Here is a 25483-nt window from a genome sequence, read left to right on the forward strand (position 1 = left end):
TCCCTGTTCAGGTATTGGGTTGAAGCATACGAATAGGGAAGGTTTTTTCCCCGTCGTTGCTGCCGACACACTCGGCGTGATCGGCGGCAGGCGATTTGCAGGCGATGACGGGCGCAATAAAGTCTGAACCGTCGCTACATTTCATCTGCTCTGGGTTAGTAATGCTGAGCGCCCCCTGCTGCACGTCGCCCCTGGCGGGGCCCTGGCAGGTGACACCGCTCGACTGGCGCACGCTGACGGTGCCCTCACCTTGCTTAAAGTTGTATTGCAACTGCAGCGGGCGGCCCGTGAGTTTGTCCTGGATACCGCCGTTTACCCGCCACTGGCCGTTGAGAAACTGTGCCGGACCATTAGGCAGGGTCGGCGGGATTGCCAGCGGTTTGCCCGCAGGCGGGATCACCGGCGGGACGGTATTGGGTGCCACTGCGGGCGTTTCAGCACCCGGCTCTGGCGGCGTGGTGGGCGCGGCCTCTGGATTCGCTGCAGCTTCCGGCGTCAGTGCGGGCTGAACCGGATCCGTCGTGGCTGCGGGCTCCGTAGCCTGCGCATCGTCTGCCGCGGGTGGCGTGTCGCTGGCGAAGGGTTGTGGTGCTTCCGTCGCTGACGGAACACCCCCCACGTCCTGAGCGCTGCCCGGCAGGCTGGCGCCAGGCGCGCCTGCGACAGCACCGTTTTGCCCTGCGACATTCGGCAATTTCAGGTCCGGCATGGCCGGCATTTCCGGCAGCTTCACGTCGGGCACCTGAGGATGGCCCTCATTGTTGACCGACAGCGCGGGGGGTTTATTCCCCGGGAAACCCGGCAGGCCCGGCAATGACAGCGTAGGAACGCAACCACGCAGCAGGCCAAACAGCAGGGCCAGTAACAGCAGCCCCAGCAGCGCCCAGAGTAACCAGCGCCAGTTCCAGCGGCGGCCACGTGTGACCGTCTCCACCACTGGCGGGCTGGCCACGGTAGCGGCCGCACGCGGCGGCGTGGTGCCAGGGATCATCGCCGCCGACGGCGCAGGCACCGATGCAGGTTCCAGCCAGTGCAGGGGGCTGCGCGTTTCACCACCGGGATGAACAAAGCCCCAGAAGGTGATCACCAGCACGCCGTTGACCAGATAGACAAAATCATAATCGGGGAAATGGCTGACTGATTTCAGCAGCTGAGCAAAGACCCGGCGATCGCCACCGGCACCGCTGTTCTCAGCGTTAAGCAGCTGTTCACTGAGTGCCTGTACCGCGATCTGGAATTCGCTGAACTGCTGACGCGCGGAGGCGCGCTCCGTTTCACTGGCGCTGCTCCACGGAATAATGTCGCCAGGAAAGCTGCTGTACCAGTCGGTGCGATCGCCCCCCTGATCGTTATGCGGGACGGCAAGGTGACGGGCCAGGTCACGTCCGGCATCAAGACGGTAGATCGCTTCGCGTAGCTGAAATGCCATCTTGAACACGGGGTAGCCCGTTTCACCCAGCGCCTTAAATGAGGAGTTATGTCCGGTACGTAGCAGTGGTCCCTGAATCGCATTTCGCATTGTCTAAACCTTGTCACGCTGTGAATGAACGAACGTTATAATGAATGTGGCTAGTTTTTGCTCGCACCCGGCTTCCATTTAAATCCCCAGCCGTAATACTTATCCATCGGCTCCCGATCGCGGAAGAAGCGGTTAAGGCGTTCCACTTTTATCTCGCCATCGACGTTTTTTAATCGGGCGATCGCCGCAACATTATTGCGCTGACTGCCCTCCTTCAAGGTGGTGCTGATCGGCGCCTGGCCCGGTACATGCACCGTGATCGTCGCATCGGTGCCCTGCCAGTTACTGGCTCCGCCAAAAATGAAGCTGTAAATCAGTACCTCATCAATCTCCGCCCAGCGGCTGCCGTTGATGAAGAGCCACTCACCGTCCTGGTTGTTACCGTTACGCAAATCTTCTTTCAACTGGATGTAAGGCGGTTTTTCATAGTCGCCCGCGGCGTGGCTGAGGGCTTCCACCCCGCTGATGTCGCCATTTTTAAAGCGGACAAACGCGGCGATATCCAGGTCGATAGGCTGCTGCTGCTGGCCCTGTTTCCAGGTCAGGTTGATTTTGATGCGCCCGAAATCCTTGCGTTTCGCAAGGTTAATACTGGGGTTATCCTGCGTCAGTTCAGTACTGGCGGGTGGCGTGGGGGCAACGGCAGCGGGGGTTTCACGCGGTGCCGGCACCACGGGCTCGGGGTGAGTACGATGGTGATACCACCACCAGGCGAGGGCGAGCAGTAACAGTAAAAGCAACAACAGCAATAGCCAGGGCAGCGCGCGTCGCCACCACGGCACCACCACCACCGGGGGCGGGGCCTCCGGTGCCACAATGACCCAGTTCACCAGAACCGGTTCATCGCCGACCGCATAGCAGTCCAGCTGCTGTGAATGGACGAGTAACTGCTGCAACGCCTGTGCGGGTTGCTCCTCGCCACGGGCGGTCAGCTGCTCAATCAGCCCGGCCAGTATTCCACGGTAATTCTGGAGCTTGCTGTGGAGCGCCTGCTGTTCCGCTTCATTCAGTGCCGACAATGGCCGGGCAACGCCCTGGCGGTCGGTCCACCACTCCAGATGCCCGGCAGGATCGCGCCGGGCGGTGGCAAACACCAGCGCAAGAGACGGAGGGAGATAGCGCTGGATAATCGCAACCGTCTCCTCATAGGTGGCCAGAGTAGAATCATTAATCGGCGCTGCACGTGTTAATCGTTGCATTACACAGGGTCGTCTTGTGGTTATCGTTGGCATCCGCCGCCGGTTCGCGGCGGATCAGCATATCGTCACATCAAAGGGCGCGTTACTGCAGCGTGTTCGCCTGCTCCAGTGCTTCCACCCTTTTCCTGGCGTCGGCCACTTTTTTCTCAATAGCGGCAACGTCGCTGGCGCTGGTGGCCTGCTGCGCTTGCTGTTGCAGTGCCTGCAACTGTTTAATCTCTTTCTGGCTGGCTTTGCTTTTGACGTTGTCGGATTTAAGGCGTTTCATTGTCTGCGCCAGATCGGTACGCGCTGCCTGCAGTCGCACCTGTTCATTGCTCAGCTGTTGATCCGTGACCTGCTGCCGGTTCTGGGTATTGGCCAGATCCTGTTTGGCGCGCTGATTTTCCCACTGACTGAGCTGGACCTTCTGCTCTTCTTCACTGACTTTCTGCCGATAGCCACCGGAGGTGGTGCAGCTCAATTTCGTCAGGAAGCTGGGATCTTGCGCCTGCAGGTCGCAGTCCTGAGGAGAGGTGGCACAACCGGTAAGCAATACTGAAGCGAGTAATACATATTTTCTCATGAAATGTTCCATGAAATGAGGAAAACAAATAAGGTTTTAAGGCCAGTGACAGGTGTGAAAAGGGGCTGACAGTTCTGTCAGCCCCTCTGCATTAACCCAGTGAAATAGCCTGGCGCTGACTGTAAAGACCGTTCGCTTCTGATTCCAGAGCGGCGATTTTGCTATTAAGCTGGGTATATTCTTTATTTAATGCGGTCAGATTGGTTTTATCTGTTTTATTCGTCGTTGATTGTCCCTGCAGGGCGACTTTATAAGCAGCATCTTTGTCTTTCATGACTTTAATCTGGCTTTTCATTTCTTTGATATTGGCATCAATCTGATCCAGCTGCTTATTGGCGCTGGCTTTATCAAAACCGGCTTTATCTTTCTGGATGCTGATTTGGGTCAGAGTTGCCTGGTTGTCACTGATGACCTGTTTCATCGCCGTAGAGGTTTTCTCTACCGCCGTTGTATCTTTGCGGATGTCGGTGCCCATTGCCTGCAGGCGAGCAGCAGTGGTGGCGTAATCTTTTTTCAGGCTATCCAGGTAGTAGTTAGCCGTCATCCCCACCGCACAACCCGCGGCGCCCCCAATGGCAGCACCGACCAGCGCTTTTTTACCGTTACCGGCCAGCGCGCCAATACCCGCGCCCGCCAGAGCACCCGTTAAGGCACCCACTCCACAACCCTGTGCGCCCGATGCACTAAAGAACTTAGCCTGCTCACCGCTGGTCAGTCGCGGGTCGGCTTTTGTACCGGACAACAGAGAACTGCCGGTATTGGCACAGCCGCTCAGAAGCAGAGTGGCAGAAACAAGTAAACAGGTTGCGCTACGGCTAAAAATCTTCATCAGTGTTTCATCCTTAAATAATGGACGGGCTGTGTGTGTGACCCGTTAATTTCATTTTTGTGAAAATTTGTCTTAAGAAGAGATATTCTTTCAGGATTATCGCGCAACGGAAGAGGTGTTATCGCGGGATAACATCTGGCGGCCAGCAGAGAGGATTAAATAATCTCATCGGGGGGCGCAAGTGCTCGACATCCTGATTCTGGTTATTTTTTGTACATAAGATTATTCGTAAATTTTTTTATGTTTTTATACATTGTTTCATGAATAAATGTAATCAAATTTGAACCTGACCGTTCAGGCTTTCTTCTACGAATGGAGGAGAGGGGCTTTTAGGGGGGCGGGACCGCCTGAGGGGCGCAAGCACTCGGTCAGACGATACGCTTCAGGATTTTCTCTAATACCGCTTGCTCATCATCTCTGCACAAATACTCCGTGACCTCCCGCGCCCAGCCTTCGCCATCACCGAGCACGGCACGACTGTACGCAGGGGCATAGAGATCGTGGCTGTCATACAGATTAATCAGCGTTTGATTCACGCCATCAAGATTCACAGCGGGGTTCTTTTGCTGCTGGGCAGCCAGCGCACGCACGATCTTTTCCTGATGCGCCGGGTCCGTCGGGAAGGTTCTTTCCCCCAGTTCACTGAGCACCAGAAACGGCGGCGGCATGCCCTCTTCGATGGCGGCCTGTAAACGGTAGTGACCATCCAGAATAACGAATGAACCCAGCCCGGCAATGAAGCGCACCAGTACCGGCGGCAGCGCCCCTTCCCGGCTCTTCTTGCGCCACCATTTCAGGCGCCCTGCGTGCGGTTGAAGGGCGTAACGGGCCAGCAGCGGGGTGCCATTCCACCACCAGTCAACCTGCGAGACGCGCGTCGGGGCCATCAGGTTCGGCATATCTTCCGCGAAGAGTGACCAGCTAAAACCGATATTCCCGCTGCGGGCAGGGGCGTGAAAACGCCAGCTTTCCACCGGAGACGTTTGCTGAAGGGAATAAGGTGCGACGGGTGCGGTGGGTAACATCGGGCGCAGCAGCCAGCGGCCCGCGGATAACAGTGGAACGTCAGGCGTCAGCAAATGGCGGGCAAAATAGCGGCACCACTCGCCCATCCACGCCTCTGGCCCGGAGCGACGAATCGACTCCAGCGCCAGCGAAGTAATGGGCGGTAATAACGCATATGGATCAGGATGCTCAGCGTTAAACACCCGCCACAGGCCGGAATGATCTTTTAGCATCGAACCCCAGAACAGCGGCACACCGCGCAGTGACAGCGCCATGCGGCCATGATGCCCGCTGTGCATCTCCAGAATGGGCGGCATGGTGGGTTTCGGGCTCTGTAATTCCAGCCCCAGCCAGGCATGATTGCGGTCGTGCAGGTCCTTCCACCAGTACTGTGACATCCGATGTTCCTTACGCCAGAGAGGGGGAAATTTTAAGGGAGTGAGGGGAAGATGCAAGGGGTGACGATGCATCGTCTTTCCGGGGCCTGGTGTTGGTCGGGGTACGCCGGGGAAAGAGTGAGCACACCGCGGGCCAGCCGTTCATTTCTGATAAAAATGTCGACCAGGCGTTCCATTAACGATATTGAACGGTCCTCTTTCCCTTTTGCGGGTATCCGTCCCTCGCCAACCCCGAGAGACTTGCGATTGGGACGAGGGATTGCTGAATAATTCATGAAACAACTGGCCCTGCTGTGTTGGACAACACCGAGTTCTCCAGCAGAAACCCTCCCTAAAAGCGCCTGAAATTGCGGAATAAACACGAAAAAACCATCCGTAGTACCGGATAAAACCGGGCTGTAAACGCCACTCTCAGTCCCAGAGATTTTTTAAAATTTCATTCTAAGAATTATCGGAAACTTCCCTGTTAACACTCACACTTATATTTACAGCTCTTAACAATTCTTTTATCATCCGCGCAGTTTGTTTATTAAGCACTTTCATAAAAAAATCAAGAGAAGTCACAGGGATGATGCGCAACACACCGACAGGGACGGCCCGCGGCACAACGCCGTTCATTTTTTCAGCTTTCACGCTTATCGCGCTGATGATCCCCTCTTCCCCGTCTGCCGCCCCGGTCCCTCCACCTGAGCGTCCTGCGGCTGAAAAGAACATGATCGACCGGACGCTTCAGTCCCAGCAGCAGCGGCAAAGAGCGCTGGAAGAAACCCTGACACCGCCCACCCCGGACGTGCGCCTTTCGGCGCCTTCCTCCTCTTTTGGCCGCATTCACTTTGCGCCAGAAACTCCCTGCTTTCAGATAGACCGGGTAACACTGAGCGGCCAGGAGGCCCTGCCGCACTGGTTGCCACTGCAGCGCCTCGCCCGTCAGGGTGAAGGCCACTGCCTCGGCGGGAAGGGCATTAATCAGCTGATGAGCACCCTGCAAAATCGCCTGATTGACCACGGCTATGTAACTTCCCGTATACTGGCCCCGAATCAGGATCTGACCCGTGGAACCTTGTCGCTGGTGATCATGCCCGGCTACGTTCACGAGGTGAAACGGAGCCCCGACAGCGATCGCTGGCTGACCCTCTGGACCGCTTTCCCGGCTCATGCCGGAAACCTGCTCGACCTGCGTGATATCGAACAGGGGCTGGAAAACCTGCAGCGTCTGCCGACGGTGGAGGCCAATATGGAAGTGGCACCCGGCGAGCTGCCGGGCGAGAGCGATATCGTGGTGCAGTGGCAACAGCGCAAGATGTGGCGCCTGGGGGCCTCGCTGGATGACTCAGGTTCCGTCGCCACCGGGCGTTATCAGGGTGGTGCGACCCTGTCGCTGGATAACCCCTTCTCCCTGAGCGATCTCTTTTATCTTTCCGGCACCCGCAGCCTCAAAACCGGCGACGATAAAGGCAGTAAAAACATCACCGCCCATTATTCGGTGCCTTTTGGCTACTGGATGGCCAGCGCCACGGCCAGCGATTATGACTATCACCAGACGGTGGCGGGCCTGAATCAGGACTATCTCTACAGCGGAAAACGCAAAAACCTCGACGTCCAGCTCAGCCGGGTACTGCACCGCAGCGGCACGCAGAAGACGTCCGTCAGCTGGGACGTGCTGACCAGTGAATCGCGCAATTACATCGCCGATACCGAGGTCGAGGTGCAGCATCGCAAGACCGCCGCCTGGCGGCTGGGGCTGTCCCATCGTCACTATATCGGGCAAAGCACGCTGGATGCGGGCATCAGCTATCAGCGCGGTACCCGCTGGTTTGGGGCCATCCCGGCCCCGGAGGAGTACAACGGCGAAGCCACGGCAAAGAGCAAAATCGTTACCCTCAGCGCCGGTCTGGATATTCCCTTTGAGATCGTCGGCGAGTCGTTCCGCTACAACGTGCAGTATCTGCGCCAGATGAGTTCAATGTCCCTGACGCCGCAGGATGAATTCTCCATCGGCGGACGCTGGACGGTGCGCGGCTTCGATGGCGAACGCAACCTGAGCGCCAGCCGTGGCTGGTTCGTGCGCAATGACCTCGCCTGGCAAACGCCGTTGCCGCAACAGGAGTTCTATCTGGGCGCGGATTACGGCGAAGTCGGCGGCACCAGCAGCGCAGGCATGCTGATTGGTCAACATCTTGCAGGCGGCGTTGCCGGCCTGCGCGGCACTGTTTTTAATACCGGGTACGACGCCTTCGCGGGCGTGCCCTTCTCGAGACCTGACGGCTTTAAAACCAGCCCTTACACCCTGGGTTTTAGCCTGAACTGGAGTTACTGAGTCGTCACCTCACGACATAACGGGTTTCCATTGATGAGTGGGATTTAAGGATGAATAAAAATCTGTATCGTATCGTGTTCAATAAAGCACGCGGTATGTTGGTCGTGGTGGCAGAAATCACCCGAAGCTGTCGTGCGGTAGCCTGCCCGGCGTCTGGCTCCGCCAGCGTGCAGCGTCAGTGCATTACTCGCCTGAATGCCCTCGCCTTCGGCCTGCTGCTGGCGCTGGGCGCAGTGCAACCGGCAACGGCCAATGTCGTGGCCGATAAGAGCGCGCCGGGTTCGCAGCAGCCGACTATTATCAGCAGCGCCAACGGTACACCCCAGGTCAATATCCAGACACCGAGCCAGGGCGGGGTCTCCCGCAACGTTTACAGCCAGTTCGACGTGAACAACAAAGGCGTCATCCTCAATAACAGCCGTACTCATGCCTCCACCCAGATCGGCGGTATGGTGGCCAGCAACCCGTGGCTGTCGCGCGGTGAAGCCAAAATCATCCTTAACGAAGTAAACTCGCGCAATCCGAGTCAGCTTAACGGCTACATCGAAGTGGCGGGCAAAAAGGCCCAGGTGGTGATCGCCAACCCGTCGGGCATTACCTGCGACGGCTGCGGCTTTATCAACGCCAACCGCGCCACCCTGACTACCGGGCAGGCGCAGCTGAACAACGGCAACCTGACCGGCTACGACGTCAGCAAGGGCGATATCGTTATTCAGGGCAAAGGGATGGATACCTCCCGCCAGGATTACACCGACATTATCGCCCGTTCGGTAAAAGTGAACGCCGGACTCTGGGCCAATGACCTGAAGGTCACCGCCGGGGCCAGCACCGTTGATGCCGCCCATGAAAAGGTCGTGGCCAAAAACGGTGATGCAGCGACGCGTCCTCAGCTTGCCGTGGATGTCGCCAGCCTTGGCGGAATGTATGCAGGAAAAATCCGCCTCACCGGGAGCGAAGCGGGTGTCGGCGTGCGCAACGCCGGGAATATCGGGGCCCAGGCCGGAACGGTGGTGGTCACCGCCGATGGCCAGATTGACAACAGCGGCAACCTGAACAGCGCGGGTGATATGAGGCTGACCGCAGGCAGCGTCAGAAATAGTGGAAAAATCTACGCTGGCGGGAGTGCGGAGGTGAACAGTCGCGGCGAAATCGAACACAGCGGCACCCTCGCCACCGCCGATAATCTGACCCTGCGCGGAAACCGCATCACCGCGACCGCACAAAGCACCGTTGCCGCCGGTATCGATAAAGACGGGCAGGCAGGCGAGCATGGCAACGTCACCCTTTCCAGCCACGGTCGCCTGACCCTGCAGGGACAAAATATTGCCGGCGGCACCCTCACCGCCAACGCTCAGGGGATTGATGCCAGCGGCAGCCGGACGGCAACAGGCAATACCGCCCTGGACGCCGGTCATGGCGATCTGGATCTCCGCCTGGCCAGCGTGGACGCCACCGGCAAGCTTGAGGCCCGCAGCACAGGCCGCCTGCTGAATGACGGCGGCACCCTGAGCGGCAAAAATGTGGACCTCAATTCCCGCAGCATCACTAACCGCGAGGGCAACCTTGTCGCCGGGCAGCGCATGGACATCACGGCGGATACGGTCAGCGGCGACGGAAAAATCCTCTCCGAAGGCGATCTGAACCTCAGCCTGCAGCAGGGCTTGACCAACCAGAGCCTGCTGCTGGCAAATGGCGACCTGACGCTGACCAGCGGCGGCACCGTGGACAACCAGGGCAAACTGCTGGCGGGTAAGACGCTGACGCTGCAGGCCGCCAGCGCCACCAATGCGCGGGACGCGGAGCTGGGGGGCGGTGAATCCCATCTCTTACTGAGCGATTCTTTGGTCAACCGGGGCCTGATCGACGGCACCCTGACCCATATTGACACCGGCACCCTCACCAACCTCGGCGCCGGGCGTATTTACGGCGACCATATCGCTATTAAGGCGAACACCCTGGATAACGGGGCAGAAACCGGCGTGGCCGCGACCCTGGCGGCCCGCGATCGGCTGGATATCGCCGCCGGGGCGCTGAACAACACCGGCCATGGCCTGATCTACAGCGCGGGTGCGATGGGCATAGGCGGCAGCCTGGACACGAATCTGAACGCCACCGGGCGCGGCGGAGTGCTGACCAATCGCGGTGCCTCCATTGAGTCGGGCGGCGATATGCGCCTTGATATGGAGACTATCCATAACCTGAACAACCATCTGGTGACGAACGTGGTGGTGACGGGGACCAGCCGCCACCATGAAGCCGTGCTGAGCGGCAAGACTCAGCGCTACGACTGGAGCCAGGTTAACACCAGTCAGAAAAATAAGTACGGCGTCCACTCGGCGAAAATGCCGGACGGCAGCAGCAGCGATAAATTCTACGAATACAACTACACCCGCACCGTCCAGGAAACGCGTGTTATTGAGAGCGATCCGGGGAAAATTCTCTCCGGCGGCAACCTCACCATTAACAGCGACCAGATGAATAACCTGGACAGCCAGGTCATCGCCGCGAAGGTGCTGGGTGGGGTGATTAGCCTGCTCAATAATGATGCCACCAGTGGGGTGAAAATCATCACCGACATTGGCAGCCAGACCCGCTGGTATGCGAAGAAAAAGAAAAAGAAACTGGGCGGTACCAAAACCTCGCAGGGGAAAGATACCAACAGCTACCGTCCCTCTCCGGTGACCCAGGCTATCTCCCTCAGTACGATGGCATGGGAAGACAATAACCCGGCCCAGGGCGGCAGCGATCGCCCGGTGGCGCTGCCTGCAGGCCAGACGTGGGAAAGCGCGAAGAACAGCAGCGGCGAAGTCGTGCGCACCGGCGTCGGGGACACCCGCGTTCCCTCAGGCAGCCTCTATACGGTTCACGCCTCCACGACCAGCCACTACCTGGTGGAGACCGATCCGCGCTTTACCCAAGAGCGCACCTGGCTGGGCTCCGACTATATGCAGAACGCCCTGTCACCGAACGGGGATACGATCCTTAAACGCCTCGGCGACGGCTTCTATGAACAGCAGCTGATCCGCAACCAGGTCACCAGCCTGACCGGCCAGCGCTATCTCAGCGGCTTCGACGATGATAATGCCCAGTACAAAGCCCTGATGGATGCCGGTGTCGCCTTTACCCGTGAGCACAACCTCACCACGGGCGTGGCGCTCAGCGCGGAACAGATGGCCCTGCTGACATCAGATATGGTGTGGATGGTAGAGCAGACCGTTCAGCTCCCGGACGGCAGCAGCCAGCGCGTGCTGGTCCCGCAGGTGTATGTGCGGGTGAAAGAGGGCGACGTGGATGGTAACGGCTCCCTGATGGCGGGCAACCGCGTGGCATTGCAGACCGCAGACGACCTCAACAACAGCGGCACCCTCGCCGGGCGCGAGATCACTGCCATCGCGGCGAACAACGTCACTAACAGCGGTCTGATCCGCGGCGGCACGATCGATATCGCCACCCTCACCGATTTCAACAACGTGGGAGGCACACTGCTGGCGGACGATGCCCTGCAGGTCACTGCCGGACGCAACCTGAACAGTACCAGCACCCTGAGCGGCGATGACAGCAACCGCAGCCTGGATCGCACCGCCGGGATTTATGTCCAGAATGACAGCGGCAAACTGGTCCTGCAGGGCGTGAACGACATCAACCTTAACGCCACTCTGGTGGGTAATAACGGCAAAGAGAGCACCACTGTGCTGAGCGCCGGGCACAACATTAATCTCGGCACGATCGCCACCACCCACAGCGAACGCGGCGACTGGGGCGGCGATAATTATCGCGACCTCACCCAGCGCAGCGACGTCGGCAGCCAGATCGCCGGCAACGGCAGCGTGCAGCTGTCGGCAGGCAATGACCTGAACGCCCTTGCGGCCTCGATCAATGCCACCGACGCCCTGAGCGCGGTGGCCGGGAACGATATGAATATCGTGGCCGGGGAGTCCGCGTATCATCTGACCGAACACAGCAGGCAGACCAGCAAGGGCTTCCTCTCCGGCCGCTCGCTGGAGACCCACGATGAGATCGAGGCCACCCAGGCAACCGCCAGCAACGTGACCGGCGACAGCGTGACCCTGCTGGCAGGTAACAATCTGACGGTACGCGGCAGCAACGTGGCGGGCGAAAACGACGTCCGGCTGGCGGCGGGCAATAACCTGACCCTCGACACCGCCGAAGAGCAGCGTCAGGAAAACCATCTTATCAAAGAGAGCAAATCCGGCCTGATGGGGACCGGCGGTATCGGCTTCTCTTACGGCCGTCAGAGCGTCAAAACCACCGACGACGGCAACAGCACCGCCCACGCCATCAGCACCGTCGGCAGCAGCGCGGGCAGCCTCAGCCTTGAAGCAGGCAACGACCTCTCCGCCCGCAGCGCTGAGCTGATTGCCGCGAAAGAGATGAGCCTGGCGGGCAAAAACGTTGCCATTACCGCCGCCAGCGACAGCAGCGCACAGACTCACAGGGTCGAGCAGAAACAGAGCGGCTTTACCCTCGCCCTCTCCGGCGCCGTCGGCAGCGCGCTCAATACCGCCGTCGAGACCGCCAACCAGGCGCAGGAAACCGAAGACAGCCGCATCGCCGCCCTGCAGCAGACCAAAGCGGCACTCTCCGGGGTGCAGGCCGCTCAGGCCGCGAGCCTGGCCAGTGCCCAGTCCGGGACGCCGGGCGCGTCAGACAATACGGTCGGGATCAGCCTCTCTTACGGTTCTCAGTCGTCGACCTCTACCCAGCACAGCGAGCAGGTTACCGCGCGGGGCGGCAGCCTGACCGCCGGGGATAACGTAAAAATCACCGCTAACGGCAGCGGCAACAAAGGTACCGACGGCGATATCCTCCTCCAGGGCACCACCGTGCAGGCCGGAAAAAACATCGACCTGACGGCTAACCGCGATATCACCCTGACGTCCGCGCAGAACACCTCCCTGCTGACCGGCAGCAACAAGAGCAGCGGCGGCAGCGTCGGGGTCGGCATCGGCGTTGGCTCCGGCGGGTTCGGCATCAGCGTCTCCGCCAGCCTCAACAAGGGCAAAGGCCACGAAAGCGGCAATGGCACCACCCATACGGAGACGCTGCTTAACGCCGGGCAGGCGGTGAACCTGGTCAGCGGCCGCGACACCACCCTGACGGGCGCGCAGGTCAGCGGCGAGACGGTCAGGGCCGACGTCGCCCGCAACCTGACGATGACCAGCGAGCAGGACAGCGACCGCTACGACTCGAAGCAGCAGAACGCCAGCGTCGGCGGCAGCTTTACCTTCGGCTCCATGACCGGCTCCGCCAGCGTCAACCTCAGCCGTGACAAAATGCACAGCAACTACGACAGCGTGGTTGAGCAGACCGGCATCTTCGCGGGCAAAGGCGGCTTTGACGTCACCGTCGGTGAACACACCCAGCTGAACGGCGCGGTCATCGGCTCCACCGCCACCGCGGACAACAATAAGCTCGACACCGGCACCCTCGGATTCAGCGATATCCACAACCGGGCCGACTATAAGGTTGAGCACCAGAGTATCGGCCTCAGCACCGGGGGCAGCATCGGCGGCCAGGCCATCGGCAATATGGCCAACACCCTGCTGGCGGGCGTCAATAAAGACGGCCACGACAGCGGCACCACGAAAGCCGCCGTCAGCGACGGCACCCTGGTCATCCGCGACCAGGATAAACAGGCCCAGGACGTGGCGAACCTCAGCCGCGACGCGCAGAACGCCAACGGCAGCATCAGCCAGATATTCGACAAAGAGAAAGAGCAGAAGCGCATTCAGCAGGCGCAGCTGATTGGCGAAATCAGCACCCAGGTGTCGGATATCGTGCGTACCCAGGGCGCCATCAGCGCGGCGAAAGATGCCAGAGAGAAGATGGGCAGTATCAGCCAGGAAGACCGGGACAGGGCGCAGAAAGACTGGGTGAAAGCCCATCCGGGTCAGACCCCGGATGAGAACGCCATCAACGGCCAGGTTTACCAGAACTTCTACGACCAGGCCTTTAACGCCACCGGGCTCGGCACCGGCGGCGCCGTCCAGCAGGGTATCCAGGCCGCCACCGCCGTGGTGCAGGGCCTGGCGGGCGGTGATATCACCAGCGCGATAGCGGGCGGTATGGCCCCGTATCTGGCTGAACAAATCCATAAGCGGGCACCCGATGAAGCGAGTCGTGTGATGGCTCATGCTGTGGTTGCAGGAGTGCTGGCTGAGGTGCAGGGAAGAAACGCAGCAGGTGCTGCTGCCGGAGCGGCTACAGCAGCCATCGGGACGTCAGCGATTGCAAAAGCGATGTATGGTACGGATGACTTCAATAACCTGGGAGAGACGCAGAAACAGACTGTCAGTGCACTGGCGACACTGGCAAGTGGTCTGGCAGGCGGACTTGCGGGAGATAGCAGCACATCAGCATTAGCCGGAGCGCAGGCCGGGAAAAATACCGCAGAAAATAACGAGATGTTCAGTCTGCCAAAAGGTATGACCGACTACAGTCAGGGGGCTTCTACGCTTGGCATGTCGATGATCGATGCCGGAGTGACAACGGAAGAAGTGAATGCGGCATTAAGCAAAAATGTGAAAGGGGACTTACCCGATGGTGCGAATATAACGAAGGCTATCGTTGAGGGTTATACGGATATCGCGCTGGTCGCGGGTGCGGCTTATTTAGGGCCAGCGGCATCGGCGGGTAAAGTGGTGGGTGGGGCAATAATATCTGAAATTGCCAACGGCAGTTATCAGTGGTTCGATCTGAGCCAGCCTGGAAACGAAAAGAAAACCTGGGATTATAAGGGAAGTATCTCAGCAGGAATTACGGGAGCGCTTGCTCCGGGGCGGGGAGTGTGGCAGAACGCAGGGATCTCAGCGGGAGGGACGCTCTTTACTGATGGCCTAGATAAAGGCGCTTTAACCGGAACAGCCTCTAGCTGGGCAGTTGGTAGTGTAGTTAGTGCGATTGCACCGCCGATATTAGATCCAGTTTTAGGCCCCGGATCTGGTTTTGTAAGTGAGGTTATTGGCTCTGTTGGGGGAGAGTTTATTGGTAATCAAGTGAAAGATAAAATTAATGAAAAGGATACTAATAATGTTATTAAATAAAAAAAAGCATAAGATAACTTTAACACTTTTATTTTTAAGTGTTTTTTATCTTACTTTTTGTTGTTTTATTTTCTTTTTTATAGCTAATGCTGCTATTGATTTAATTTTTGATGGCAAGGTAATTTTAACCAGAAAAGTAATCATAGATATTATAGTTGTAAGTGTTATTGCAGGGGTTGCAGGAGGTTCAGGTTCATGGCTTTTCGCCAAACTGGATGAACGCAAAGCCCGTAAAAAGCCGCCATCAGATTCTCATTAACCCTGAAAATCCCAGCCGTTTGGCTGGGATTTTTGCCTGCTGTTCAGATATTAATATTCAGTTAATCACCATGCGCCCAAGCTCCAAGGTGATAATCGCCAGCTTACCGGTATCAAACCCAAACGTCTCCATCCAGCGGCCCTTTATGGCCAACACCCTGCTGGCGGGCGTCAACAAAGACGGCCACGACAGCGGCACCACGAAAGCCGCCGTCAGCGACGGCACCCTGCTCATCCGCGACCAGGATAAACAGGCCCAGGACGTGGCGAACCTCAGCCGCGACGCGGAGAACGCCAACGGCAGCATCAGCCAGATATTCGACAAAGAGAAAGAGCAGAAGCGCATTCAGCAGGCGCAGCTGATTGGCGAAATCAGCACCCAGGTGTCGGATATTGTGCGTACCCAGGGCGCCATCAGCGCGGCGAAAGATGCAAAAGACAAGATGGGCAGTATCACCGATGCCGACAGGGACCAGGCGCAGAAAGACTGGGTGAAGGCCCATCCGGGTCAGACCCCGGATGAGAACGCCATCAACGGCCAGGTTTACCAGAACTTCTACGACCAGGCCTTTAACGCCACCGGGCTCGGCACCGGCGGCGCCGTCCAGCAGGGTATCCAGGCCGCCACCGCCGTGGTGCAGGGCCTGGGGGGCGGCGATATCGCTGCGGCCATCGCTAACGGTTCAGCACCGTATCTGGCCGAGGCGATTGGTCACAGAATGGGTATCGACAATAACCCCGAAGCAAAAGCGGTGGCCCACGCCATCGTCGGCGCAGCGCTGGCGGCCGCCCAGGGGCAGAATGCGGCGGCGGGCGCGACCGGCGCGGCGCTCGGCGAGATAACCGCGGGGATACTGAAGGACCAGCTGTACGGTGATACCCCGGTCGCGGACCTGACCGAAACGCAGAAACAGACGCTGAGCGCTCTGGCAACCCTGTCATCCGGGCTGGCCGGTGGCCTGGCCGGAGACAGTACCGGAAGTGCAGTTTATGCCGCGCAGGCAGGGAAGACGACGGCGGAGAATAACCTGATGGGCGGGACTGAATGGACTCACGAAGTAAAAACCAGAGAACATGGTGCGGATGTTCTCTCCTGCTCGGATAATCCCGGAGGAGATGCCTGCCAGCGAGGAATTGCGGAAAATAAAGCCTATGCGGGTGCGCTGGCTTCTGCTGGCCTGATTTATCTGCCGGGAGGGATGCAAATGACCGCCGGGATTGGTGGAACAGCAAACGCGGGTATTCAGTATCTTATCAATGGCGAGATCAATCCGACAGATGTGCTGATAGCAAGTTATATTGGGGCTGCCACAGCAGGCTCTGGGTTCTGGGGAACGGTTGGATGGAATGCAACAGGTGGTGCGACATCGAATTATCTGAAGGGTGATGATCCGTTAACTGGGGCTGGCTGGGGTGCTGCGGGATCTGCATTTGGTTATGGGATGGGTAAATATCTCATTGAAACGCCGTTGAATAAGGTTCTCAATCCGAACTGGAAAAATTGGGAATGGACAGACATGGGGATGGGGATTAGCGGGCCGTTATTGCCTAGTAATGTACCAGGGATATCAGGTAATGCCGGCGCTGCGGCGGCAACTGAAGGTGGATCACAGGGAGGGCCTAAAATTGTTGACTATCTCAAGAAAAAAGTTGCGGATAATGCGAAATGAAATCTGCCTCTTTGTTTTTATTGTTGCTTTTGTTGTTCTGATGATGTCTATCACTTTCTTTATATTGATTGTTCTGGTGTGTGCTTTTTCAGCTTTCAAGAGTGGAGAGTTATTTTTTCCATGGTGGGAGATGTGTCGCCTGGCTGTAAAACTCGGCATTGGTGGTGGTGGAATATGCGCTATATATACTTGGTATAGATACCGTTCCAATATGCAACGTAGCAGATAATTGCAAAAATCCCGGCCAACACCGCCGGGATCTATTGATCTGTCAGTCGCGGCTGTGTTTCAGGCAATCGTAACGATCACGCTTGAGCACCGGAATATCGACGGTATCGTCAGCGGCGAGACGGTCAGGGCCGACGTCGCCCGCAACCTGACGATGACCAGCGAGCAGGACAGCGACCGCTACGACTCGAAGCAGCAGAACGCCAGCGTCGGCGGCAGCTTTACCTTCGGCTCCATGACCGGCTCCGCCAGCGTCAACCTCAGCCGTGACAAAATGCACAGCAACTACGACAGCGTGGTTGAGCAGACCGGCATCTTCGCGGGCAAAGGCGGCTTTGACGTCACCGTCGGTGAACACACCCAGCTTAACGGCGCGGTCATCGGCTCCACCGCCACCGCGGACAACAATAAGCTCGACACCGGCACCCTCGGCTTCAGCGATATCCACAACCGGGCCGACTATAAGGTCGAGCACCAGAGTATCGGCCTCAGCACCGGGGGCAGCATCGGCGGCCAGGCCATCGGCAACATGGCCAACACCCTGCTGGCGGGCGTCAACAAAGACGGCCACGACAGCGGCACCACGAAAGCCGCCGTCAGCGAGGGCACCCTGCTCATCCGCGACCAGGATAAACAGGCCCAGGACGTGGCGAACCTCAGCCGCGACGCGGAGAACGCCAACGGCAGCATCAGCCAGATATTCGACAAAGAGAAAGAGCAGAAGCGCATTCAGCAGGCCCAGCTGATTGGCGAAATCAGCACCCAGGTGTCGGATATCGTGCGTACCCAGGGCGCCATCAGCGCGGCGAAAGATGCCAGGGACAAGATGGGCAGTATCAGCCAGGAAGACCGGGACAGGGCGCAGAAAGACTGGGTGAAAGCCCATCCGGGTCAGACCCCGGATGAGAACGCCATCAACGGCCAGGTTTACCAGAACTTCTACGACCTATGACTATATTTTCTCAGCATGGAATATTTAAAAATGTTCAAACAATACCTAATCCCAATCAACGACGAAAATCACTTCTATTATCACAATATGAAAGAGTATTTAAGCACTCTAAGCATATCCCTCATAGGGGCTATGATATACTCAGTCATAGATAGGCCAGAGAATGGAAATAACCCACCAAATTGGTTTCTCTTCTTATTGATCATAATAGTTTCTTTATGGATGGTTAAAAAATCTTTTGCTAAAAAACCAACAGTCGTACTAATAAAACCATCAAGTTATAAGCATAGAATATTTTTGGCGAGAGTCTTTAGTTACTTAACTTTGATATTTATTGGTGTGACGTGCTCAGCACTTTACTCAATGATGACATCTTCCATAGAGAATGAAAGTGGAGTTTTTATAAAATTCTCAATAAGTTACTGTGTTTTTTTTGTATGTATGTTCCTCTCCAGTTATTTTTCTATAAATAACTTCCTCGAGAAAAACAAAAAACAATAATTAAATAACTTTTGAAGTGTAAATATTACCACATCAGCTGCGGCTACGGTGGCCTGCTCCCCGTTGATTAGTACACTCCGATGTTAGGAATGGCTTCATTTTGACTCCAGAATGCACTTTATTCCGGTAGAGACAGTTGACCTCGGGAGAACATAATTAGCAGTAATTTATTGTATTATAATGGATTTACTTGAGATAGTGGAGTTCAGGAGATGCTGATTGGCGGAAGATCACAGGAGTCGAACCTGCCCGGGACCGCTCGCGGCCCCAACTGGATTTGAAGTCCAGCCGCCTCACCGGAGACGACGATCTTCCCTTACTGCAGAGGCGCTGAGTATAGCATCGCCAATGACCACAAATAAACTCCGGTTTTTAGCATTGTTTCACTGATGTCCGCCACCGACAGTAAGCTGTCCGTTTTTGGTCTTCTTTCCTTGCCTAATCCCGTCCATCATAGCGTTAATCCCATTCAGCAGGAGTCCAGAAATGACCGATACCGTACTGTTAGTGATTGATGCGCAGCAATCCTTCTATGAGCGTGGCTACAATGAAGCCCCGGAAACCCCGGCATTCGAAAAAGCGTTAAGCACGCTGGTCGCGGGCTGCCAGGCGAAGGGCATTCCGGTGGTGGATGTATTCCATGTGGAAAGTGAAGGTGCCTTTGCGCCGGAATCCGGTCTGGTGGTGCGTCTGCCGTTCCTGGATCACGAACCGGTCGCCAGCTTCCGTAAGAAAGTGCACAACGCCCTGACGGAGTCAGGCCTGCAGCAGTGGCTGGAGCAGAATGCGGTGAAGCACGTGATTATCACCGGCCTGCGCTCTGAGCAGTGCTGTGAAACCACCGCCCGCGTGGCGTCGGACTTCGGCTACCATGTGACCTATGTGACGGAAGCGACGCTGACCTTCCCAATCACCCATGATGGGATTACCCTGAGCATTGCCGATTTACGTCACCGTACCGAAAGCGTGCTGATCAATCGTTTTGCCGATATCCGTACCGTTGAGGGCCTCCTGCAGGAGCTTGCATAATATGACAACCCCGGTGTGGTTTTTAACCCTGCCCGGTGTGATGACGCTGGACCTCACCGGTCCGGCGGAAACACTGAAGCTGGCGGGGAATGCGTTTTCACTGCGCTATATCGGCCCGGATGAGAGCGTTCTCACCTCCACAGAGATGGTTATCAGCCGCATTGAACCGCTGCCGGAGGCATTGCCCGCCGGGAGCCTGCTGGTGATCCCCGGCGTCAGTGACTCGAAAGTGTGGTTCGACACGCCGCAGGCGCTGGCAGCCCGCAACTGGCTGATGCGCATTCAGCCCGCCATTCATGCCCGCGAGGTGACCTTAGTCTGCGTCTGTTCCGGGTCCCTGCTGGCGGCAAAAGCCGGCCTGATGAACGGCGTACAGTGCACCACCCATCATGAGGTGATCGAGCGACTGAAAGTGGCTGAACCGGGTGCGATCGTGAAAGAAAACCGCATTTTCGTTGAAGATCGCGGGATCTGGACCAGCGCAGGGATTACCGCCGGGATCGATCTGTCACTGCATCTGATTAACCGCCTGTGCGGCGCGCAGACGGCGATGGATGTGGCACGTGAAATGGTGGTCTATTTCCGGCGTTCGGGGGAAGATCCGCAGCTGTCGCCCTGGCTGCGCTATCGCAACCATATCCATCCGGCGATCCACCGTGCGCAGGATCTGCTGACCCTGCAACCGGAGCAGGAGTGGCCGTTGGAGGATATTGCCGCCAAAGTGCACGTCAGCGCACGCCATCTGACGCGTCTGTTCCGCCAGCATCTGGGCATCAGCGTACGTGACTATCACGAACAGCTGCGGCTGACGATTGCCCAACAGCGTCTGCAACAGGGCGAAGGCAATGAACGCGCAGCACTGTCGGCCGGGTTCTCTTCCTCGCGCCAGCTGCGCCGTGCGCTACAGCGCTGGCAGGCGTGAAAAAGGAGGGTGATAAAACCCTGCAATAATCGTCGTCAGAAAAAAGGCCGTTCTGCTCACTCTCACCAGTGAGCACCCCACCCGATTTCAATTTGCTCAACGTTTGTGCTAGTGTTACTCGTAACATTTGCCCTTATTCGCCTCAAAAGCTAAACCGATTTAGCTACCATAAGAGGCGATTCCGGCTTAACAAAATACGAGGCACATCATTATGAAGAACCTGTTAATTGTTGCCGCTACCGTGGCGCTGGCACTGCTGTCGATTTACTTTTTGTCGCCGTGGCCGGTCTGGCTGGGGACGCTGGCGGCCTGGGTGACGACCGGCTCGTTCTGCCTGCAGGTGCTGCATATCGTGAAAAATAAGGATACCAGCGGCCTGTCGCTGGGGATGTGGGCAGCGCTGTTCTTTGGCGTTTCCTGCTGGACGTGGTACGGCCACCGGATGAACGATGTGCCAGTGATGGTCGCCAACGGCATTACCTCCCTGCTGGCGCTGACGGTGATTCTGCTTAAACTGTGGCACGAGCGCCCGCTGCCTAACCCTAACCGCCGCAGGCTGGTACGCATGCCCGGGGTGATCCTTAATCCACGCATCCGCCGTTTGCGTCCGCTGAAAAACGCCCCGGAGCAGGGGAAAAATGTCAGCTAACCAGGTGGCGTTTATCCAGCTTCTGCAAGCCGAGTGCCAGCAGCAGGCTGCCTGCCAGGGTAATGCCGAATATCAGCGGGATATCGATCAGCGGATGGTCGGTGTTATCCAGGTCGTGGGTGCGCATAAAGTGAATAAACAGCGCATGGAAGCCGTAAATCGGCAGTGAACAGCGGGAAATCAGGGCAAAGAACGGATTAACGTGGTCGTTCAGGGTGTTTTTAAACAGCACCAACAGGCTGACGGCGGCGAAAAATACCGCCGGGCCGCAGTAAAGGTACCAGGTATCGGCAAAAGCCCCATTGATCGCGAACTGCCGTTTGGTGCCAAAGGCAATCATCAGCACACAGGCCACAAACACCCCACCCGCCAGCCAGGAGACGCCGCGTTTTTGCGTTTCCATCATCCCAATCGCCCGGCCAAACAGGGCGTACAGCAGGTAATAAATAGTATCACCGTTGATATACAGATTGATCGGCAGCCAGTGGAAGCGGGCAATAGAGCTGTCGACGGTGTTGGGGTTAGCCAGCAGGGCTATCACCAACGTCACCACGGCCAGATAACCCGCCCGTACCGGCTTCACCTGGATCAACGGTGACAGCAGATAAATAACGATAATCGCGAAGAAGAACCACAGGTGATAAAACACCGGCTTTTGCAGCAGATGCTTCACCGACATCGCTTCATTTATTGGTGTCAGCAGCGTGATGTAAATCAGCGCCACCGTGCTGTAGAACAGCAGGCACAGCACGATGCGCAGGAAATGCCGCCCCTGGGCGCTGCGTTCGCCAAAGAACAGGTAACCAGAAATCATAAAGAAGATCGGCACGCAGACGCGTGAAGCCGAATTAAGCAGGTTGGAGAGATCCCAGCTGTGCTCACCCACCGACATCCCGGTGGTCACATACCAGGTGGTGGTGTGGATCATAATCACCATCAGACAGGCAACTGCGCGTAAATTCTCTATCCATCCTATCTTTTGCGACATTTCGTCCTCTGTTCCCGGCAAAATCTGCATTAATGCGAGAAAGAGGGTAGCCAGGTCGCTGCGCTTCAACAACCGGAGAGGGGAAAAATAGGACCAGGATGAAGGGATTATGTGGTGGAGGCGACAAAAATTCCTGAATCCCCCCTCACGGCATTTTGGTAATAGGTACGGTCAAAGGGTATACTGACGCCCACTTTTTATCACCACTCGTATCGCGTGCGAATCCAAATGCAAAAGTTTGATACCAAGACCTTTCAGGGGCTGATCCTGACCTTACAGGATTACTGGGCACGCCAGGGCTGCACCATCATCCAACCTCTGGATATGGAAGTGGGCGCTGGTACCTCTCACCCAATGACCTGCCTGCGTGCGCTGGGTCCGGAGCCGACGGCCGTTGCCTATGTGCAGCCTTCACGTCGCCCGACCGATGGCCGCTACGGTGAGAACCCGAACCGACTTCAGCACTACTACCAGTTCCAGGTGATCATCAAGCCTTCACCCGACAATATTCAGGAGCTGTACCTCGGCTCCCTGAAAGAGCTGGGCATGGACCCGACCATCCACGACATCCGCTTTGTGGAAGATAACTGGGAAAACCCAACGCTGGGTGCCTGGGGTCTGGGCTGGGAAGTGTGGCTGAACGGTATGGAAGTGACGCAGTTCACCTACTTCCAGCAGGTTGGCGGCCTGGAATGTAAACCGGTTACCGGTGAGATCACCTACGGTCTTGAGCGCCTGGCGATGTACATCCAGGGCGTGGACAGCGTTTACGATCTGGTCTGGAGCGACGGTCCGTTGGGGAAAACCACCTACGGCGATGTGTTCCACCAGAACGAAGTGGAGCAGTCCACTTATAACTTCGAATACGCTGACGTCGACTTCCTGTTTACCTGCTTCGAGCAGTACGAGAAGGAAGCGCAGAGCCTGCTGGCGTTGGAAAAACCCCTGCCGCTGCCTGCCTACGAACGTATTCTGAAAGCCGCACACAGCTTTAACCTGCTGGATGCGCGTAAAGCGATCTCCGTCACCGAGCGTCAGCGCTATATTCTGCGCATCCGCACCCTGACGAAAGCCGTGGCTGAAGCTTACTATGCCTCCCGCGAGGCACTGGGCTTCCCGATGTGCAATAACAAGAAATAAGAGGCAGCCATGACTGAAAAAACCTTCCTGGTGGAGATCGGCACCGAAGAGCTGCCACCAAAAGCACTGCGCAGCCTGGCAGAATCCTTTGCCGCCAATTTTACCGCTGAACTGGATGCCGCTGGCCTGGCCCACGGCGAAGTCAGCTGGTTTGCCGCGCCGCGCCGTCTGGCACTGAAAGTGGCGAATCTGGCCGCTGCGCAGCCGGATCGCGAAGTGGAAAAACGTGGCCCGGCCATTCAGGCCGCTTTTGATGCGAATGGCGTCCCGAGCAAAGCCGCTGAAGGCTGGGCACGGGGCTGCGGCATCACCGTTGATCAGGCCGAGCGTCTGAGCACCGATAAAGGTGAATGGCTGCTGTATCGCGCTCAGGTCACTGGCGAAAGTGCCCAGGCCCTGCTGCCCGCGATGATCGCCACCTCCCTGGCGAAGCTGCCGATCCCGAAACTGATGCGCTGGGGCGCGTCCGAGGTGCAGTTCGTGCGCCCGGTGCATACCGTCACGCTGCTGTTGGGTGATGAGCTGATCCCGGCAAAAATTCTGGGTATCGACTCTGCACGTATCATTCGCGGTCACCGCTTTATGGGCGAGCCGGAGTTCACCATCGATAACGCGGACCAGTATCCGCAGATCCTGCTGGAGCGCGGCAAGGTGCAGGCGGATTACGCCGTGCGTAAAGCCACCATCAAAGCCGATGCTGAAGCCGCTGCGGCAAAAATTGGCGGTATTGCCGATCTGAGCGACAGTCTGCTGGAAGAAGTCACTTCCCTGGTCGAGTGGCCGGTGGTGTTGACGGCGAAGTTTGAAGAGAAGTTCCTCGCGGTACCGGCCGAAGCGCTGGTCTACACCATGAAGGGCGATCAGAAGTACTTCCCGGTGTACGACAACGCGGGCAAGCTGCTGCCGAACTTTATCTTCGTGACCAATATCGAATCGAAAGATCCGCAGCAGATTATCTCCGGTAACGAGAAAGTGGTGCGTCCACGTCTCGCTGACGCCGAGTTCTTCTTTAACAGCGACCGTAAACGTCGTCTGGAAGATAACCTGCCGCGTCTGGAAACCGTGCTGTTCCAGAAAGAGCTGGGATCGCTGCGTTATAAAACCGACCGCATTCAGGCGCTGGCGGGCTGGATTGCTGCGCAGATCGGTGCGGATGTTAATCACGCGACCCGTGCAGGCCTGCTGTCCAAGTGCGACCTGATGACCAATATGGTGTTTGAGTTCACCGACACCCAGGGTGTGATGGGGATGCACTACGCGCGCCATGACGGCGAAGCCGAAGACGTGGCCGTGGCGCTGAACGAGCAGTATCAGCCGCGCTTTGCCGGCGATCAGCTGCCGTCCAACCCGGTTGCCTGTGCGCTGGCTATCGCTGACAAGATGGATACCCTGGCGGGTATCTTCGGTATTGGTCAGCATCCGAAAGGCGATAAAGACCCGTTTGCTCTGCGTCGTGCTGCGCTGGGCGTGCTGCGTATCATCGTTGAGAAGAACCTGCCGCTCGATCTGCAAACCCTGACCGAAGAAGCCGTGCGCCTGTATGGCAGCAAGCTGTCTAACGCTAAAGCAGTGGATGAAGTGATCGACTTTATGCTGGGTCGCTTCCGTACCTGGTACCAGGAAGAAGGCCACAGCGTCGATACCATTCAGGCGGTACTGGCACGTCGTCCAACGCGTCCGGCCGACTTCGATGCGCGTATGAAGGCAGTATCTCACTTCCGTACACTGGAGCAGGCAGCCAGCCTGGCAGGTGCCAACAAGCGCGTCTCCAACATTCTCGCTAAAGCGACTGAACCGCTGAACGACAGCGTGCAGGCGTCACTGCTGAAAGAGAATGAAGAGATCAAGCTGGCGACCTACGTGTCGGCGCTGAGCAGCAAACTGCAGCCGTTCTTCGCGGAAGGACGCTACCAGGATGCACTGATTGAGCTGGCACAGTTGCGCGAAGCGGTGGACAACTTCTTTGACAAGGTGATGGTCAATGCCGAAGAGAAAGAAGTGCGTATCAACCGTCTGACGCTGCTGGCGAAACTGCGCGAGCTGTTCCTGCAGGTAGCGGATATCTCTCTGCTGCAGTAATGTGATGCTGTTACGGGCGGACCGAAACAGGTGTCCGCCCCTACGGGATCCAGGTTGCCCCGAACCGTAGGGGGCGACCATTTTTTGCGGTCGCCCCGTGCCGATAGTTTGCACCCACCGTATTTTTCGCTCGTCGACATCCCGCTTTACAATTCCGCCTTGCCCTCCTCC

At 57.4% G+C, this 25483-nt stretch carries 16 protein-coding genes, 1 tRNA gene and 1 pseudogene; 10 read left to right on the top strand and 8 right to left on the bottom strand.

Annotation, left to right across the window (positions count from 1 at the left end):
- Positions 1–7 precede the first annotated feature (7 nt).
- The 6 genes from WH279_RS01815 to WH279_RS01840 form a co-directional block, all read right to left on the bottom strand.
- A complete protein-coding gene (locus WH279_RS01815) occupies positions 8–1519 on the bottom strand; it encodes an SrfA family protein (protein WP_339454827.1) in 1512 nt (503 codons plus the stop codon).
- 50 nt (positions 1520–1569) lie between these two features.
- Positions 1570–2718, bottom strand: a complete 1149-nt coding sequence (locus WH279_RS01820) for a tellurite resistance domain protein (protein ID WP_159338597.1) — start codon at positions 2716–2718, stop codon at positions 1570–1572.
- An 82-nt stretch (positions 2719–2800) separates the two neighbouring features.
- Positions 2801–3283 (bottom strand): hypothetical protein, encoded by a 483-nt coding sequence (locus tag WH279_RS01825; protein WP_133844691.1) that lies wholly within the window; start codon positions 3281–3283, stop codon positions 2801–2803.
- A gap of 91 nt (positions 3284–3374) precedes the next feature.
- The gene (locus tag WH279_RS01830; RefSeq protein WP_133844693.1) at positions 3375–4112 is read right to left on the bottom strand and encodes a hypothetical protein; all 738 of its coding nucleotides are present in this window, start codon (positions 4110–4112) and stop codon (positions 3375–3377) included.
- Between the two features lie 368 nt (positions 4113–4480).
- Positions 4481–5515 carry a hypothetical protein gene (locus WH279_RS01835; protein WP_339454828.1) on the bottom strand — a complete coding sequence of 345 codons (1035 nt, stop codon included), beginning with the start codon at positions 5513–5515 and terminating at the stop codon, positions 4481–4483.
- A gap of 441 nt (positions 5516–5956) precedes the next feature.
- Positions 5957–6229: a hypothetical protein gene (locus tag WH279_RS01840; protein ID WP_339454829.1), complete on the bottom strand. Its 273-nt coding sequence runs from the start codon at positions 6227–6229 to the stop codon at positions 5957–5959.
- Between WH279_RS01840 and WH279_RS01845 the strand changes: the two genes are divergently transcribed.
- The 5 genes and pseudogenes from WH279_RS01845 to WH279_RS01865 form a co-directional block, all read left to right on the top strand.
- Positions 6228–7832: a ShlB/FhaC/HecB family hemolysin secretion/activation protein gene (locus tag WH279_RS01845; RefSeq protein ID WP_339454830.1), complete on the top strand. Its 1605-nt coding sequence runs from the start codon at positions 6228–6230 to the stop codon at positions 7830–7832. The genes WH279_RS01840 and WH279_RS01845 overlap by 2 nt on opposite strands.
- Positions 7833–7882: 50 nt before the next feature.
- Complete coding sequence (locus tag WH279_RS01850; protein ID WP_339454831.1) at positions 7883–14896, top strand: hemagglutinin repeat-containing protein; 7014 nt, start codon at positions 7883–7885, stop codon at positions 14894–14896.
- Positions 14883–15155, top strand: coding sequence for a hypothetical protein (locus WH279_RS01855; protein WP_339454832.1), 273 nt, complete (start codon positions 14883–14885; stop codon positions 15153–15155). Before WH279_RS01850 ends, WH279_RS01855 begins: the two co-directional genes overlap by 14 nt.
- Positions 15156–15225: 70 nt before the next feature.
- Positions 15226–16824 carry a VENN motif pre-toxin domain-containing protein gene (locus tag WH279_RS01860; RefSeq protein ID WP_339454833.1) on the top strand — a complete coding sequence of 533 codons (1599 nt, stop codon included), beginning with the start codon at positions 15226–15228 and terminating at the stop codon, positions 16822–16824.
- 340 nt (positions 16825–17164) lie between these two features.
- Positions 17165–17875, top strand: a pseudogene (locus WH279_RS01865) (hemagglutinin repeat-containing protein); the annotation flags it as partial.
- A gap of 850 nt (positions 17876–18725) precedes the next feature.
- On the opposite strand, the gene WH279_RS01870 reads toward WH279_RS01865, so the two are convergent.
- Positions 18726–18820: transfer RNA gene (locus tag WH279_RS01870), tRNA-Sec, on the bottom strand.
- Positions 18821–18991: 171 nt separating this feature from the next.
- On the opposite strand from WH279_RS01870, the gene WH279_RS01875 reads away from it, so the two are divergent.
- The 3 genes from WH279_RS01875 (at position 18992) to WH279_RS01885 (ending at position 21105) form a co-directional block, all read left to right on the top strand.
- On the top strand, positions 18992–19534 hold the full coding sequence (locus WH279_RS01875; RefSeq protein WP_159338253.1) for an isochorismatase family protein: 543 nt from the start codon (positions 18992–18994) through the stop codon (positions 19532–19534).
- Position 19535: 1 nt separating this feature from the next.
- A complete protein-coding gene (locus tag WH279_RS01880; protein ID WP_133844709.1) occupies positions 19536–20456 on the top strand; it encodes a GlxA family transcriptional regulator in 921 nt (306 codons plus the stop codon).
- A 211-nt stretch (positions 20457–20667) separates the two neighbouring features.
- Complete coding sequence (locus WH279_RS01885) at positions 20668–21105, top strand: SemiSWEET family sugar transporter (RefSeq protein WP_339454834.1); 438 nt, start codon at positions 20668–20670, stop codon at positions 21103–21105.
- On the opposite strand, the gene WH279_RS01890 is transcribed toward WH279_RS01885, so the two are convergent.
- On the bottom strand, positions 21098–22093 hold the full coding sequence (locus tag WH279_RS01890) for an acyltransferase (RefSeq protein WP_133844713.1): 996 nt from the start codon (positions 22091–22093) through the stop codon (positions 21098–21100). The genes WH279_RS01885 and WH279_RS01890 overlap by 8 nt on opposite strands.
- Before the next feature lie 228 nt (positions 22094–22321).
- Here WH279_RS01890 and glyQ point away from each other — a divergent pair, with 228 nt between their 5' ends.
- Positions 22322–23233, top strand: a complete 912-nt coding sequence (gene glyQ, locus WH279_RS01895; protein ID WP_012443081.1) for a glycine--tRNA ligase subunit alpha — start codon at positions 22322–22324, stop codon at positions 23231–23233.
- A gap of 9 nt (positions 23234–23242) precedes the next feature.
- Entirely contained in the window at positions 23243–25312 is a 2070-nt protein-coding gene (glyS, locus tag WH279_RS01900) for a glycine--tRNA ligase subunit beta (protein ID WP_339454835.1), read from the top strand.
- Positions 25313–25483 lie beyond the last annotated feature (171 nt).

This window comes from Erwinia sp. MYb375 (assembly GCF_037479175.1).
Classification (GTDB): domain Bacteria; phylum Pseudomonadota; class Gammaproteobacteria; order Enterobacterales; family Enterobacteriaceae; genus Erwinia; species Erwinia rhapontici.

What these genes read in the sequence shown, in the direction of transcription:
- WH279_RS01845 (WP_339454830.1), top strand. Translation starts at nt 6,228, where the DNA reads ATGATCGACCGGACGCTTCAGTCCCAGCAGCAGCGGCAAAGAGCGCTG.
- WH279_RS01825 (WP_133844691.1), bottom strand. Translation starts at nt 3,283, where the DNA reads ATGAGAAAATATGTATTACTCGCTTCAGTATTGCTTACCGGTTGTGCC.
- WH279_RS01830 (WP_133844693.1), bottom strand. Translation starts at nt 4,112, where the DNA reads ATGAAGATTTTTAGCCGTAGCGCAACCTGTTTACTTGTTTCTGCCACT.
- WH279_RS01855 (WP_339454832.1), top strand. Translation starts at nt 14,883, where the DNA reads ATGTTATTAAATAAAAAAAAGCATAAGATAACTTTAACACTTTTATTT.
- glyS (WP_339454835.1), top strand. Translation starts at nt 23,243, where the DNA reads ATGACTGAAAAAACCTTCCTGGTGGAGATCGGCACCGAAGAGCTGCCA.
- WH279_RS01875 (WP_159338253.1), top strand. Translation starts at nt 18,992, where the DNA reads ATGACCGATACCGTACTGTTAGTGATTGATGCGCAGCAATCCTTCTAT.
- WH279_RS01820 (WP_159338597.1), bottom strand. Translation starts at nt 2,718, where the DNA reads ATGCAACGATTAACACGTGCAGCGCCGATTAATGATTCTACTCTGGCC.
- WH279_RS01885 (WP_339454834.1), top strand. Translation starts at nt 20,668, where the DNA reads ATGAAGAACCTGTTAATTGTTGCCGCTACCGTGGCGCTGGCACTGCTG.
- WH279_RS01840 (WP_339454829.1), bottom strand. Translation starts at nt 6,229, where the DNA reads ATGTTCTTTTCAGCCGCAGGACGCTCAGGTGGAGGGACCGGGGCGGCA.
- WH279_RS01850 (WP_339454831.1), top strand. Translation starts at nt 7,883, where the DNA reads ATGAATAAAAATCTGTATCGTATCGTGTTCAATAAAGCACGCGGTATG.
- glyQ (WP_012443081.1), top strand. Translation starts at nt 22,322, where the DNA reads ATGCAAAAGTTTGATACCAAGACCTTTCAGGGGCTGATCCTGACCTTA.
- WH279_RS01890 (WP_133844713.1), bottom strand. Translation starts at nt 22,093, where the DNA reads ATGTCGCAAAAGATAGGATGGATAGAGAATTTACGCGCAGTTGCCTGT.
- WH279_RS01880 (WP_133844709.1), top strand. Translation starts at nt 19,536, where the DNA reads ATGACAACCCCGGTGTGGTTTTTAACCCTGCCCGGTGTGATGACGCTG.
- WH279_RS01860 (WP_339454833.1), top strand. Translation starts at nt 15,226, where the DNA reads ATGCGCCCAAGCTCCAAGGTGATAATCGCCAGCTTACCGGTATCAAAC.
- WH279_RS01835 (WP_339454828.1), bottom strand. Translation starts at nt 5,515, where the DNA reads ATGTCACAGTACTGGTGGAAGGACCTGCACGACCGCAATCATGCCTGG.
- WH279_RS01815 (WP_339454827.1), bottom strand. Translation starts at nt 1,519, where the DNA reads ATGCGAAATGCGATTCAGGGACCACTGCTACGTACCGGACATAACTCC.